Here is a 13,576-nt window from a genome sequence, read left to right as displayed (position 1 = left end):
GTCAACCAGCTCCGGCGCAATGCGGGCTATCGTCCCAGCATTCACTGATCACGGAGGTTGGCTGACATGGCCGACAACCTACTGCTCGACCGGGAACTGCTGCGTCGCTACGACGTCACCGGTCCACGCTACACGTCCTATCCCACGGCCGCCCAGTTTACCGAGGCCTTCGACGCCCAGCGATACCGCCAGCGGGTGGCCTGGAGCAACGAGGACCCCATGCCGCGGCCGCTGTCGCTGTACGTCCACGTGCCGTTCTGCAAGACCGTGTGTTTCTACTGTGCCTGCAACAAGGTCATTACCGCCAACTACCGGCGGGCCGAACGCTATCTCGAGCGTCTCATCCAGGAGCTCGACCTCCAGGCCGCGCTGTTCGACGATGACCGGCCCGTGGAGCAGCTCCATCTCGGCGGCGGTACACCCACCTATTTCACCGACGAGGATCTGGCACGGCTCATCAACGCCATCGCGGAGCGTTTCCCGCTGGCGGACCCTGATGCCCGTGAGTTCTCCATCGAGGTGGATCCGCGCACGGTGGATCGCGACCGGGTGCGTCGCCTCGCCGAGCTGGGCTTCAACCGCCTGAGCCTGGGCGTGCAGGATTTCGACGCCGATGTGCAGAAGGCCATCAACCGCATCCAGGGCGTTCAGGACACCGCCGATGTGGCCGATGAAGCCCGTCGCTGCGGCTTCCGCTCCATCAACCTCGACCTGATGTACGGCCTGCCGCGGCAGACGCCGGAGCGCCTGTCCCGGACCCTTGATGCGGTCATGGACATCCGGCCCGATCGCATCGCGCTCTACAACTATGCGCACATGCCGCAGATGTTCCGCATCCAGCGGCAGATCCCCGACGACAGCCTGCCGCCGGCGGAGAGCAAACTCACCCTGCTCATCGAGGCCATGGAGCGCCTCTCCGGTGATGGCTATCAGTACATCGGCATGGATCACTTCGCGCTGCCCGATGACGAGCTGGCCCAGGCCGCCAACGACGGCACGCTGCACCGCAATTTCCAGGGGTATGCGACACGTCCCGACCTCGACCTGATCGGCCTGGGTGCCTCGTCCATCGGCCAGATCGGTGATGCCTACAGCCAGAACAAGCGCGATCCCGAGGGGCACGCCGAAGCGGTGGCCGCCGGGCGCCTGCCGATATGGCGCGGTGTGGAGCTCTCCGCCGACGACCGGCTGCGCCGCGATGTCATCCAGGCGGTGATGTGCCAGGGCGGTGTCGACTTTGGTGCGGTCGAGGAGCGCCATGGCATTGTCTTCCGCCAGTACTTCGGCGAGGCCCTCGCCGAGCTCACGCCGCTGGTGGACGACGGCCTGGTGGAGATCGGCCGCGAGTCACTGCGCGTCACCGGGCATGGCCGCTTCTTCCTGCGCAACGTCGCCATGCCGTTCGATGCCTACCTGGCCGAGGCCCGCGCCGAGCGACGGTTCTCGCGGGTGATCTGACGGGGCATTGAGCCCCGCGGGTCCTTCGCCTGGTTCCCGGGCCGTGCCCCTATGGTGGTCCTAATGGCTCATGTCGCCATGGTCATCCTGGTGGCCGCTGCCGCCCATGGCGGTCGGCGGTAACACCTCGACCTCCACCGGCAATTCCCCGCCGTCCTCAAGCTCAAGGACGATCTCATAGGTTTCACCCTCGGCGAGGGCCTGCTCCAGCCCCATGAGCATGATGTGCCGGCCGCCGGGCTCGAACGTCAGGCCGCCCTCTGCCGGGATACGAACCCGCGGGGTGTGCACCATCCGGCTGTTGCCGCCTTCCTCAATGGTCCGGTGGATCTCCGAGCGCGGCGCACGCGCGGTGCTCACCCCCACCAGCGCATCACTCAGTCGGCCCTTGTTGATGAGCTCGAAGTACACGGCTCCGGTGGGATGCCCGGGCGGCGTCGCCCGTGACCAGGCGTCATGCACCATGATCTCGGCACTCGCCGTTCCGATCCCGGCCATCAGCAGGCCGACGGCAACGAGGCGGGTGAGCGGTTCGCGGTAGCGGAGCATGGCGGTCTCCTCAGTTCGGTGGATACGGATCATTATAGCCGGTATGGGTGGTGTATCGGCTCCCTACCCGTCCCCCGGGCTCACGCGAGACGCGGGGCGTGGAGCGCGGTGGATAACACACCGATCGGCGTCTCAAGATCGCCCGGTGGACGGGTAGGCAGCCGATAAGCCCGGGATCTGGTGGTTATTCCCGGTCGCTCAGCGGCCGCCACCCGATTGATGGCTTGTCGCTCCCGTCTCCTTGCCCCGGGCGACCTCGGGGCGCGTTTCGGTGTGTTATCCACCGCGTGAAGCGCCTCGCGCACCGCGCGAGCCCGGGGCAAGGAGACGGGAGCGACAGGGCATGGCCCGTCTACGTCAGTGCCCGCGGCGCCTCGCCGTCCCGCAGTGTCATAACCGGCCATCCCCGCTCGCGGGCCGCGGCCGCCAGCACGGGGTCGGGGTCCACCGCCACCGGGTGGTCGACATGGGCCAGCAGCGGGAGGTCGTTCTGTGAGTCGCTGTAGAAATGCATCGCCTCCATCATGCGGCCTTCGTCGTCCAGCCACTGCTGCAGCGCCGTGATCTTGCCCTCGCGGAAGGTCGGGACACCGCGGTGGCGGCCGGTGAAGGCGCCGTTGCTGAATTCCGGCTCGGTGGCGAGCAGGACGGGGATATTGAACAGCTCCGCGATCGGTTCGGTGATGAAACGGTTGGTGGCGGTGATGATCATCAACCCGTGGCCGCGGCTGCGGTGGTCCTCCACCAGCGCCCGGGCCGCCGGCAGGATGCGCGGACGGATATGGGACTCGATGAATTCGCGCCGCCACTCGCAGAGCGTCTCGTAGGGCGTATCGGCCAGCGGCTTGAGTGCGAACTGCAGGAAGGTGTCGATATCCAGCCGTCCGGCCTCATAGTCACGCATGAAGCGCTGGTTGTCCTCTTCGAACCGGGCCCGGGAGACGGCCCCCTTTTCCATCAGATGCTGTCCCCAGAGGTAGTCACTGTCTCCACCCAGCAGGGTGTTGTCGAGGTCGAAAATGGCGAGCTGCACGGTGTCTCCCGGGTGTCTGGATTGCCGGATGATTCTCCTATGTGGAAGAATGACACACAATAACTGATTGATTTTGGTGGACTAGGTGATTGATTCGAAAGGGTTCCGTCCCAACGTCGGGATCATCCTGGCAAACGATGCCGGCCAGCTGCTTTGGGCGCGCCGCATCGGTCAGGACGCCTGGCAGTTTCCCCAGGGCGGGATCCAGCGCAACGAGAGCCCGGAAGCGGCGCTCTACCGCGAGCTCAACGAGGAGGTCGGGCTGCGGCCCTCGGATGTGGCGGTGCTCGGTGCCACCCGCGGCTGGCTTCGCTACCGACTGCCGCCGCATCTGATCCGACGCCGTCAGCGCCCCACCTGCATTGGTCAGAAGCAGGTCTGGTTCCTGTTGCGGTTGCTCGCCCATGAGGATCGGGTGCGGCTCGACGTCACAGAACAGCCCGAGTTCGACAGCTGGAGCTGGGTGCACTACTGGCACCCGATCGAAGAGGTCGTCTCCTTCAAGCGCGATGTCTATCTGCGGGCGCTGGAGCAGCTGGCGCCGCTGCTCTTTCCGGAGGGTGCCCCGGTCCGGCCGGCCAACCCGGGGCCGGGCCGGCCACCGGTCATTCCGCGGTCCGGTCAGGGGGGCTGAGGGCCATGCTGGAAACGCTCCATCGCATTGTCCAGACCGTCAATGCCGCGAGCGATTTCCGCGAAGCCCTGGATATCATCGTCGATCGGGTGGCCGATGCCACCGGCGCCGACGTCTGCTCGGTCTATCTTCTCGAGGCCGATGCCCACCACCTCCGTCTCATGGCCACTCACGGGCTCAATCCGGCCGCCGTCGGCCACGTCCGGCTTCCGATCACCGAGGGGCTGGTCGGGCTGGTGGCCGAGCGCGAGGAGTCGATCAACCTCGAGAACGCCGACCGCCATCCCCGGTTCCGGTATTTTCCGGAAACCGGTGAAGAGCATTTCCACTCGTTCCTGGGCGTGCCCATCATCCACTATCAGTCGCGCCTGGGGGTGCTGGTGGTCCAGCGCCACGCCCGGGATCGGTTCAACGACGCCGAGGTGGCCTTCCTGGTCACCATGGCGGCGCAGCTCGCCGGGGTCATGGCTCATGCCCGGGTTCGGGGCGAACTGGCCCATATGGACGGCGGCCCCCGCGACGAGGCACTGGCGCTCACCGGTATCGGCGGCTCCAGCGGCGTCGGCATCGGCCAGGGGTACGTGATTGCCGCCGGTGCCAGCCTGGATACCATCCCCGATCGCCGCATTGATGACAGCGAGGCCGAGATCGGCGAGTTCGCCAACGCCCTCGAGGCCGTGCGCGCTGATCTGCGTGACCTCGCCGGTCGCATGGAGGGTCAGCTGCCGGAGGCCGAGCAGCGGCTGTTCGATGTCTATCTGCAGATGCTCGATGGCAACAGCCTGAACGAGCGGGTGCATGATCATATCCGCGAGGGGCATTGGGCGCCCTTCGCGCTGCGGCTCACCATCGCCGAGCATGCCCGCCGTTTCGAGGCCATGGAGGACGCCTACCTGCGCGAGCGGGGCAGTGATCTCCGTGATCTCGGCCGACGGCTGCTGACGCGGTTGCTGGCGCTGGAGGAGCGCGACCGGCCGCTGCCGGCGCAGACCATCCTGGTGGGCGAAGAGGTGAGTGCCTCGCAGCTCGTCGAAATCCCGCCGGAACATCTCGCCGGCGTGGTCAGTGCCGGCGGCTCGGCCAATTCGCATATCGCCATTCTGGCCCGGGCACTGGGAGTGCCCGCTGTCATGGGTGTGCGCGAGCTGCCGGTTCACAGCCTCCACGGCCGGGCGTTGATCATCGACGGCTACCGCGGCCGGGTCGAGGTGGATCCGGCGCCGGCCCTGCGCGATGAGTACGAGCGCCTGGCCCGGGAAGAGGCCGAGCTTACCGCGGAGCTGGCGGGAATCGCCGGCGAGCCGGCGGAGACGCCGGATGGCGCCGCGATCAATCTCTACGTGAACACCGGGCTCGCCGCGGAGATCGAGCGCGCCCTGGAAATCGGCTGCGCCGGCGTCGGGCTGCACCGCACCGAGTTCCCCTTCATGGTCAGTGACCGCTTCCCGGGTGAGGAGGAGCAGGCGCGGCTCTACCGCGAGGTGCTGCAGGCCTTCGCCCCCCTGCCGGTGACCCTGCGCACGCTGGATGTCGGCGGTGACAAGCCACTGCCCTATTTCCCGACCCACGACGAAAACCCGTTCCTCGGCTGGCGCGGTCTGCGCATGACGCTGGATCATCCGGAGATCTTCCTCACCCAGCTGCGCGCCATGCTGCGGGCCTCGGTGGGGCTCGACAATCTGCGGCTGATGTTCCCCATGGTCACCCGCGTGGAGGAGGCCGAGCAGGCCGCGGCGCTGGTGCAGCGGGCGCGGGAGGAGCTGGCCGAGGAGGGGGTGGAGACACGGGCGCCGCTGGTGGGTGCCATGGTCGAGGTGCCCGCGGCGGTCTACCAGGCCGAGAGCCTGGCGCGCCGGCTCGACTTTCTATCCATCGGCAGTAACGACCTGGCCCAGTACCTGCTGGCCGTGGATCGCAACAACAGCCGCGTGGCCTCGCTCTACGACGAACTCCATCCCGCGGTCCTTCGGGCCGTCGCCGATGTCGCTGAGATGGCCCGGCGCCTGGGCAAGCCGGTGTCGGTCTGCGGCAGCATGGCGGGTGAGCCCGCCATCGCGCCGCTCCTGCTGGCGATGGGCATGGAAGGACTGTCCATGAGCAGCGGCCGACTGCTGCGGGTCAAATGGGTGCTGCGCACCATTTCCCTGTCGGAGTCGCGGGATCTGCTCGCCGAATGCCTTGCCTGCGAGACGCCCGGCGCCGTCCGTCGGCTGATCAATGCCGCCATGGACCGTCATGGTCTGGGCGGGCTGATCCGGGCCGGGCGATATTGAGGGTGTGGGAGGAGTGCCTCAGCTCGGGCGTCGCACCCGGACGATGACGTCCACGCCCTCGATGGTCTTTCCTGGCGGCGGGGTCGGAAGGCCATCCACTGCCACACTATCGTGGGGAATATCCTCCATCTCGCCGGTCTCCTCGTCGAGGAAGTGATGGTGCGGATCGACCTTGGTGTCGAAATAGATCCGCCGCGCATCGGCGAGAATCTCGCGCAGCAGCCCGGCCTCGGTGAACTGGTGCAGCGTGTTGTAGACCGTGGTCTGCGACAGTCGCATACCGGCCTCGATGGCCTCGGCATAGAGCTCTTCGGCGGTCAGATGCCGCTCACCCTGCCCGAAGATCAGCCCGGCAAGCCCCATGCGCTGCTTGGTCGCGCGCAGACCGGCATTCTGCAGCAGATCACGAATGTAGGCGTCATGCCGACGCGAAACGGAAGCCGAACTCATTTCGCTGACCTATTCTGGACACTATTGGTACGAATTAGACTATCACGAAAGGCCATGGCTGCCACAATCCCGTCATGTGGGGCCGGATTCAGGCCCATGGCTTGAACTCCACCAGCAGGACCACCGCGATCAGCACCAGGACCGGCATTTCGTTGAACCACCGGTACCAGACATGGCTGTGGGTGTTGCGGTCCTCGGCAAAGGCCCGCAGCAGCCGGCCGCAGTAGAGATGATAGATCACCAGAGCGGCCACCAGCAGGATCTTCACGTGCAGCCAGCCCTGAGACAGCCAGAACGGCTGCAGCACCAGCAGCGTGATGCCCAGCCCCACCGCCACGATGGCGCTGGGGTTCATGATGCCGCGATAGAGCTTGCGCTCCATCACCTTGAACCGCTCGCGGCTGGGCTCGTCCTCGGCCATGGCGTGATAGACGAAGAGTCGCGGCAGATAGAAGAGCGCGGCGAACCAGGTGACCACACTGATGATATGGAAGGACTTGACCCACAGTGCGGTCATGCCGACTGATCCTCCGGCAGCATGGACTGTATGTCCTCCCGGACGGCCGGAAAATCCAGGTGGCCGATCCGCTGCCAGACCACGCCCCCGTCGGGATCGATCAGCACCGTGGTCGGCGTCAGGCGCACCTCGTTGAAGGCCGTCGCGATCCCGCCACCTTCGTCGAGCACGATCTCGTAGGGCAGCTGCTTGCGCTCGACCAGCGCCTTCACCCGCTCCGGCGGGTCATAGGCCATGGCGACACCCAGGATGTTCAGCCCCTCGTCGGCCATATCCTCGTGCAACTCCACGATCTGCGGCATTTCGTCGATGCAGGTCGGGCAGGTGGTCGCCCAGAACACCAGCATGACCGGCTCGCCGCGATAGCGGGCCAGTTCGGCCGCGCCGCCGTCGAGCATCTTCAGGTCCACATTGGGCGCCGGCTCCCGGGCCGGCGGAGCCAGCCAGACATAGCCCACCAGGCCAACGATCACCAGGGCCAACAGGCCGGCCAACCATTCCTTGCGCATGGCAGAGCGTCTCCTTGTCCGAGTGCAGCTATTGTATCAACTGCCGGCCCTGACGGTTCAGTCCAGATAGGCCGATTGAATCGCCTCGCGGGTCACCACGCCAGCCCAGCGGTCCGCTCCGTCCGCGTCGTTGCGGACCACCAGCAGGGCATCGCCGTGCTCGCCACGCAGCCGCTCGATGGCCTCGCGCAGACTGACGCGTTCATCGATGGGGGTGAGCCTTGCCGCCCCCGCCAGCACCGGACGGCCTGCGGCGCGGTTGGCGGCCACCGTTTCGGCGTCACAGACGCGGGTCGGGATATCGCCGTCGCCGTCCAGTATCCAGCGCGGCGGCTCGGCCAGCAGGGCGTCCAGACCCGCGGCGTCGGTGGATGCCGGCAGGCGCGCGCAATCCTCATCCACCAGCTGCAGAATACCAAGCCGGCTTGCGGCCTGGAGCATGGGATTGCGGCGCGGGTCCAGCCCCCGTTCGCCCATCGCCAGATGGTAGACGGAGTCGGTGCGGAACAGTTCCCGGGCGCTCAATGTGCCGGCGGCGATGGCCAGCATCCCCGGCATGATGATGCCCGGGTTGCCGGTGAGCTCCAGCATCGCGGTCAGTGCCGCGAGCGGTGCGCGCAGGGTGGCGCCCATCATCGCGCCCATGCCCAGCAGGGCGTACAGGGCCGGTCCGCCGAAGGCCGGACTGAGCATCTGCTCGGCCAGCATGCCGACGGCGCCACCGGCAGTGGCGCCCATGATCAACGTCGGGCCCACCAGTCCGCCGGGCACACCGAGGCCCAGCACGGCGGCGGTAGCGATCAGCTTGGCGGCCACGATGGCGAGCAGCAGGCCGGCGCCGATCTCGCCGGCGAGGGCAGCGGCCACCGTGTCGTAGCCAATGCCCATGATCTGGGGGACGAACAGCGCCAGCACGCCGACAACGAGGCCACCGACCATGGTGCGCAGTACCGGTGGCCAATCGCTCAGCAGTCCGGAGGCATAGCGCAGGCTGCGGATGAAGGCCGCCGCGAGTCCGCCGAGCAGGAGGCCGAGGAGAATCACCAGCGGCAGTTCATGGATGCCCTGGATGGTCAGCGCCGGGATGGAAAAGGCGATATCGCTGCCGAATACCAGATGCGCCATGGCCGTGGCGGTGACCGCCGCGATCATGACCGGCAGGAAGCCGGCGATGGTGTACTCCATCACGACCACTTCCATGGCGAAGGCGACGCCCGCCAGCGGCGTCTTGAACGATGCGCCGATGGCGGCGGCGGTGCCGCAGGCCACGAGCGTTCGCAGGCTGTTGTGCGGCAACCCCAGCCACTGGCCGAGCTGGCTGCCGGCGGTCGCCCCCATGTGGACGCTGGGGCCCTCGCGCCCGACGGAATGCCCGCTGGCGATGGCGAGGCTGCCGGTGATGAACTGGTGAATGGCGTTGCGCAGCGGCAGCATGGCCTCGTGGTAGGCCGTGCGTTCAATCACAAACGCGATGCCCGTGCGCGGGTCGCGTCGCGCGAAGTGCTGCATGTACAGGCCGATGATGCCGGCGCCTGCCACTGCCAGCACCACCCGCTGCCAGCCGGGTAGCCCCTCGAAATCCTCCAGGCCGCCGGGCAGGAGCGCGAGCTGGCCGGATTCATAGAGCATACGGAAGGCAATGACCACGGCGCCGGCCATCAGTCCGGTGAGCATGCCGAGCACGGCCATCACCACCGGCGCGCGTCCGGTGGACAGACGCAGCTTCTCGGTTTCGATCAGCCGGCGCCAGCGGGGTGTGCCTCGCTCGCCGTCAGTGACCCGTTGCCTGCTCATTGTCTGGCATCATACCGGGTCTGTTGATCCAGCTCAGAGGAGCGCAATGATGATTACCGCCGGGATTGTGGGCGGCACCGGGTATACCGGCGTCGAACTGCTCAGGCTGCTGGCCGGCCATCCGCAGGTGACGCTCGAGGTCATCACCTCGCGGGTCCAGGCCGGGCAGCCCGTCAGTGCCATCTACCCGAACCTCCGTGGCCACCTGGATCTGGCGTTCAGCGAGCCGGATCCCGCCGCACTGGGCGCCTGCGATGTCGTCTTCTTCGCCACGCCCAACGGCACGGCCATGGAAATGGCTCCCGGGTTGATCGAGCGTGGGGCGCGTGTGATCGACCTGGGCGCGGACTTTCGCATCCGCGATCTCGATGTCTGGTCGCAGTGGTACGGCATGACGCATCAGTGTCCCGAGCTCGCCGCCGAGGCGATCTATGGCCTGCCGGAGCGCCATCGCGAGGCGATTCGCGGCGCCCGCCTCGTGGCCAATCCCGGCTGCTACCCCACTGCCGTGCAGCTTGGCCTGATCCCGCTGCTTGAGACCGGCGCCGTGGATACGTCGAATATCGTCGCCGATGCAAAGTCCGGTGCCAGTGGTGCGGGGCGTCAGCCGCGGCAGCACACGCTGCTCTGTGAGGCCGGTGAGAACTTCCATGCCTATGGCGCCAGTGGTCACCGCCACCTGCCGGAGATCCGCCAGGGGCTCATGGAAGCGGCCGGGGGCGAGGTGGGGCTGACCTTCGTCCCCCACCTGGTTCCCATGGTGCGCGGCATCCACGCCACGCTCTATGCCCGCTTGCATGACCCCGCCACTGACCTGCAGGCGCTCTATGAGCAGCGGTTTGCCGACGAGCCCTTCGTCGATGTGCTGCCACCGGGAAGTCACCCGGAGACCCGTACGGTGCGCGGCAGTAATATGGTGCGCATCGCCGTGCATCGGCCCGCGGGTGGCGACATGGCCCTGGTGCTGGCGGTGGAGGATAACCTGGTCAAGGGCGCCGCCGGCCAGGCGGTGCAGAACATGAATCTCATGTTCGATCTGCCCGAGGTGATGGGACTGCAGGGCATACCGGTTCTGCCTTAGCGGTGATTGACGCTCCCCGGATCGCGCAGGAGAATGATTCCCATCGAGGGCGCGAAGGCCGGAGGCAAGGACAATGAGCGAAGTAGCCGAGCAGGAGGACCTGCTGATTTTCACCGACAGTGCGGCGACCAAGGTGCGGCAGCTGCTCGACGAGGAGCAGAACGAGGCACTCAAGCTGCGGGTCTACATCACCGGTGGTGGCTGCTCCGGCTTCCAGTACGGCTTCATGTTCGACGAGAACGAGGAGCCGGGTGACGCCGTTGTCGAGAATGCCGGTGTCACGCTGCTGGTGGATCCCATGAGCAGCGCCTATCTGGAGGGTGCGGAAATCGACTATGTCGAGGGCATCGAGGGGGCGCAGTTCGTGATCCGCAATCCCAACGCCAGCACGACCTGCGGCTGCGGCTCCTCCTTCGGCGTCTGAGGACGCTCAGGCCGGGTAGATACCGCCCAGGATGACCGGTCGCGAAGCGCCGGTCACCGTCCGTGTATCCACGGCCTCGCCACGCAACGTGGCGCGGCCCAGCCACGCGAACCCCACCGGCTCCACCGCGCCGGCGGGAAACCCCATGGCGTCGCTACGACGTAATATGACGTCGGGCAGCTCATCGGCGAGCCGCCGGCAGAGGTCATCATTCAGGGCCCCGCCACCGGTGACGATCAGGTCCGTCGGGTCGTTTCCCCAGGTCTGGACGGCGTCGGCGATGCTGCAGGCCGTCAGAGCGGACAGCGTGGCCTGCACGTCGGCGGCGGGGCGCTCCTTGTCCAGGCCCCTTTCCAGCCAGTGTAGATTGAAGTACTCGATTCCGGTGCTACGGGGCGGCGTTCGACGAAAATAGGGATCGGCCAACAGGCCGGCCAGGAGATCCCCATCGACCTGGCCGGAGGCGGCCCATCGGCCGGCGGCGTCAAAGGCCTCGCCGCGATGCCGGTGGATCCAGGCATCCATGAGGGTGTTCCCCGGCCCGGTATCGAAGCCGCGAATGATCTCGCCGCCGGGTCCCAGCACCGTGACATTGCTGATGCCGCCGATGTTGACCACGCAGCGGGGCTGTTCAGCAGCGAACATCACCGAATGGAACAGCGGGGCGAGCGGCGCGCCCTCACCCCCGGCCGCCAGATCGCGCTGGCGAAAATCCGCCACCACCGCGATCCCGGTGGCCTCGGCCAGTCGGCTGGGGTCGCCGATCTGGCTGGTCACCGGCGGGTCGGCCTGTGGGGCGTGCCAGATCGTCTGGCCATGCAGGGCGATGCCGTCAATGCTGCTTGCCGCGGTCTGCGTCTCGGTCAGAAGCGCGTCGACGGCCGCGGCGTAAATGCCGGCAAGTTCCGCATCCATGGCAAGCACGGCCTGCAGGGGTGCCTCACCATCCAGCCCGCGCAGTCGGCGAGCCAATGGGTCGGGATAGGGGGCATGGTGCATGCCGAGCAGGGTGGGCCGACCGTCCGCGTCGAAATCGACCAGCGCCGCATCCACGCCATCCAGGCTGGTGCCGGACATCAGGCCGATCAGCCGCATGGGCCGAGGGCCTACTCGCCCGCCTGGGCGATCCGCGTGCGGGTCAGGCTGTCCAGTTGGGCGACCAGGTCCGCCGTGCTGCGCTCGAAATCGGCGCGGTAGCGCTCGGCGATGGGCTCCGCCTCGGGCAGGTCCACCGTGCGCGGGTTGCGGTGTACGCCATCCACACGGAATTCATAGTGCAGATGTGGCCCGGTGGACAGACCGGTGCTGCCGACGTAGCCAATGATCTCTCCCTGGCTCACCCGGTCACCCACGGACTGGCCCTTGGCAAAGCCGCGCATATGGCCATAGAGCGTGGTGTAGCGCGTGCCATGCTTGAGCACGACGGTGTTCCCATAGCCGCCCTTGCGGCCACGCTCGATGATCTTGCCGTCGCCCGCGGCCTTGATCGGCGTTCCCGGTGGCGCGGCGTAGTCAGTGCCGCGATGGGGGCGCTTGGTCCCATAGATCGGGTGGACGCGGTTGGGGTTGAACTCCGAGCTCACTCTGGTGAAATCGGTGGGCGTGCGCAGGAAGGCCCTGCGCATGCTGCGGCCCTCCGGCGTGTAGTAGTCGCTCTCGCCCTCGGCGGTCTCGTAGCGCAGGGCACGGAAGCGCTCACCGCGGTTGACGAACTCCGCGGCCAGGATGTCACCGTTGCGCACCTTCCGGCCATCGCGGTGTAGCGTCTCGTAGACCACCACGAAACTGTCGTTACGCCGCAGATCAAGGGCGAAGTCGATATCCCAGCCGAAGATTCCGGCGAGCTCCATGATCAGCCGGTCGTCCAGACCCGCCGCCAGACCGGCGTTGTAGAGCGAACTCTCGATGCGCCCCTGGGTTTCCGCGACGCGTCGCTCCAGCGTGATGGTCTCCACCCGCACGGCCAGTTCGCCGTGGTCATCGCGGTTCAGATGCAGCGTGCGGGTCTCATCCATCGCATAGCGCAGGCCGACCAGCTCGCCATCGGGCGTGATCTGCAGATAGATCTCGTCACCGGGGAAGATCCGCGTGAGCTGATCCGCCGGGTCCTCGGCGTTGACGACCTCATGGACGTCGCGCGGCGTGAGGCCGGCGCGCTTGAAGACGGCGGCGAGATTGTCCCCGTTACGCACCGTCTCGACCTTCCACTCGGCTGCCGGTGCGACGGCCGGCTCCGACGGCCCCGTCGCGACCGGACCCTCATCGGTCGCCGCCCGCGGCGCCGACGTCTGGGGCCGGGGTAGCGCCGGTGCCTTGTCAGCACCCAGCGCCGCCTGGCGCAGCGCATCCGCATCCAGCCTCGCGGAGACGGCCACATCACCGAGGGTCGCGTCACTGGTCGGGACGCCGGGCGCCGTTGGCAGGGTCAGCTGCCGCGCCCCGCCGAGCTCGGTGCGATCCAGGGTCGCGTCGGAGTGAGGCCAGACGAGGGCCCCGACGATCAGGCCGGCGCCTGCTAGCAGCAGCGTGTTCCGGCCCGGTCTGCTGCCCGGAAAAAACCGGCGTAGACGCGATGTTGCATTCATCTGTTGAACCCGTTTGATCATGCGATCGAACGATAGCCGCGCGTGCTGGGCGGGTCAATCGGCAATGGCGGCTTGCGGGCGCCGGATCCGGGTTTGCGATAGAATCCCGCGCTCTGGACTTCAGTGGACATGGGGCAGGAGACGGGCATGAGCGGTGTGGACTCCGCACTGGCGGCGCTTTGGCGTGGGGCCGACGAGATCATACGCGAGGACGAGCTGCGCGAGCGTCTCGCCAGCGGGCGACCGCTGCGGGTCAAGGCCGGTTTCGA

The 13,576-nt window shown here is 67.3% G+C and carries 14 protein-coding genes (1 of these 14 cut by a window edge); 6 read left to right on the top strand and 8 right to left on the bottom strand.

Annotated features, from left to right (window positions below; all coding sequences use genetic code 11):
• The first annotated feature begins 66 nt into the window (after window positions 1-66).
• Entirely contained in the window at window positions 67-1,458 is a 1,392-nt protein-coding gene (hemN, locus tag V6X63_RS09245; RefSeq protein ID WP_367967914.1) for an oxygen-independent coproporphyrinogen III oxidase, read from the top strand.
• 60 nt (window positions 1,459-1,518) lie between these two features.
• Here the strand turns inward: hemN and V6X63_RS09240 are convergent, their stop codons facing one another.
• Both V6X63_RS09240 and V6X63_RS09235 read right to left on the bottom strand, forming a co-directional pair.
• The gene (locus tag V6X63_RS09240; RefSeq protein WP_367967913.1) at window positions 1,519-2,007 is read right to left on the bottom strand and encodes a copper chaperone PCu(A)C; all 489 of its coding nucleotides are present in this window, start codon (window positions 2,005-2,007) and stop codon (window positions 1,519-1,521) included.
• Between the two features lie 352 nt (window positions 2,008-2,359).
• A complete protein-coding gene (locus V6X63_RS09235) occupies window positions 2,360-3,040 on the bottom strand; it encodes a histidinol-phosphatase (protein ID WP_367967912.1) in 681 nt (226 codons plus the stop codon).
• An 85-nt stretch (window positions 3,041-3,125) separates the two neighbouring features.
• On the opposite strand from V6X63_RS09235, the gene V6X63_RS09230 reads away from it, so the two are divergent.
• On the top strand, window positions 3,126-3,674 hold the full coding sequence (locus V6X63_RS09230; protein ID WP_367967911.1) for an RNA pyrophosphohydrolase: 549 nt from the start codon (window positions 3,126-3,128) through the stop codon (window positions 3,672-3,674).
• A gap of 5 nt (window positions 3,675-3,679) precedes the next feature.
• Window positions 3,680-5,947 carry a phosphoenolpyruvate--protein phosphotransferase gene (gene ptsP, locus V6X63_RS09225; RefSeq protein ID WP_367978721.1) on the top strand — a complete coding sequence of 756 codons (2,268 nt, stop codon included), beginning with the start codon at window positions 3,680-3,682 and terminating at the stop codon, window positions 5,945-5,947.
• An 18-nt stretch (window positions 5,948-5,965) separates the two neighbouring features.
• Here ptsP and irrA read toward each other — a convergent pair whose 3' ends face one another.
• The 4 genes from irrA to V6X63_RS09205 form a co-directional block, all read right to left on the bottom strand.
• Entirely contained in the window at window positions 5,966-6,397 is a 432-nt protein-coding gene (gene irrA / locus V6X63_RS09220) for an iron response transcriptional regulator IrrA (protein ID WP_367967909.1), read from the bottom strand.
• 88 nt (window positions 6,398-6,485) lie between these two features.
• A complete protein-coding gene (gene hemJ / locus V6X63_RS09215; RefSeq protein ID WP_367967908.1) occupies window positions 6,486-6,914 on the bottom strand; it encodes a protoporphyrinogen oxidase HemJ in 429 nt (142 codons plus the stop codon).
• Complete coding sequence (locus tag V6X63_RS09210; RefSeq protein ID WP_367967907.1) at window positions 6,911-7,423, bottom strand: peroxiredoxin family protein; 513 nt, start codon at window positions 7,421-7,423, stop codon at window positions 6,911-6,913. The genes hemJ and V6X63_RS09210 overlap by 4 nt, the downstream gene beginning before the upstream one ends.
• Window positions 7,424-7,480: 57 nt before the next feature.
• Window positions 7,481-9,217, bottom strand: a complete 1,737-nt coding sequence (locus tag V6X63_RS09205; RefSeq protein WP_367967905.1) for a chloride channel protein — start codon at window positions 9,215-9,217, stop codon at window positions 7,481-7,483.
• Between the two features lie 49 nt (window positions 9,218-9,266).
• Here V6X63_RS09205 and argC point away from each other — a divergent pair, with 49 nt between their 5' ends.
• Both argC and erpA read left to right on the top strand, forming a co-directional pair.
• A complete protein-coding gene (gene argC / locus V6X63_RS09200; RefSeq protein WP_367968100.1) occupies window positions 9,267-10,298 on the top strand; it encodes an N-acetyl-gamma-glutamyl-phosphate reductase in 1,032 nt (343 codons plus the stop codon).
• Window positions 10,299-10,371: 73 nt separating this feature from the next.
• Complete coding sequence (gene erpA, locus V6X63_RS09195) at window positions 10,372-10,722, top strand: iron-sulfur cluster insertion protein ErpA (protein ID WP_367967903.1); 351 nt, start codon at window positions 10,372-10,374, stop codon at window positions 10,720-10,722.
• Between the two features lie 6 nt (window positions 10,723-10,728).
• Here erpA and V6X63_RS09190 read toward each other — a convergent pair whose 3' ends face one another.
• Both V6X63_RS09190 and V6X63_RS09185 read right to left on the bottom strand, forming a co-directional pair.
• Window positions 10,729-11,817 (bottom strand): anhydro-N-acetylmuramic acid kinase, encoded by a 1,089-nt coding sequence (locus tag V6X63_RS09190; protein WP_367967902.1) that lies wholly within the window; start codon window positions 11,815-11,817, stop codon window positions 10,729-10,731.
• 11 nt (window positions 11,818-11,828) lie between these two features.
• On the bottom strand, window positions 11,829-13,307 hold the full coding sequence (locus V6X63_RS09185; protein WP_367978720.1) for an OapA family protein: 1,479 nt from the start codon (window positions 13,305-13,307) through the stop codon (window positions 11,829-11,831).
• 147 nt (window positions 13,308-13,454) lie between these two features.
• Here V6X63_RS09185 and tyrS point away from each other — a divergent pair, with 147 nt between their 5' ends.
• Window positions 13,455-13,576: the 5' portion of a tyrosine--tRNA ligase gene (gene tyrS, locus V6X63_RS09180; RefSeq protein ID WP_367967900.1), read on the top strand. It continues 1,087 nt past the right edge of the window; only the first 122 of its 1,209 coding nucleotides appear in the window; its start codon is at window positions 13,455-13,457; the stop codon falls past the right edge of the window.

The organism is Spiribacter onubensis, assembly GCF_040838425.1.
Classification (GTDB): Bacteria; Pseudomonadota; Gammaproteobacteria; order Nitrococcales; family Nitrococcaceae; genus Spiribacter; species Spiribacter onubensis.
The sequence above is the reverse complement of the archived record's forward strand: the minus strand, read 5'-3'. Positions and strand labels throughout refer to the sequence as shown.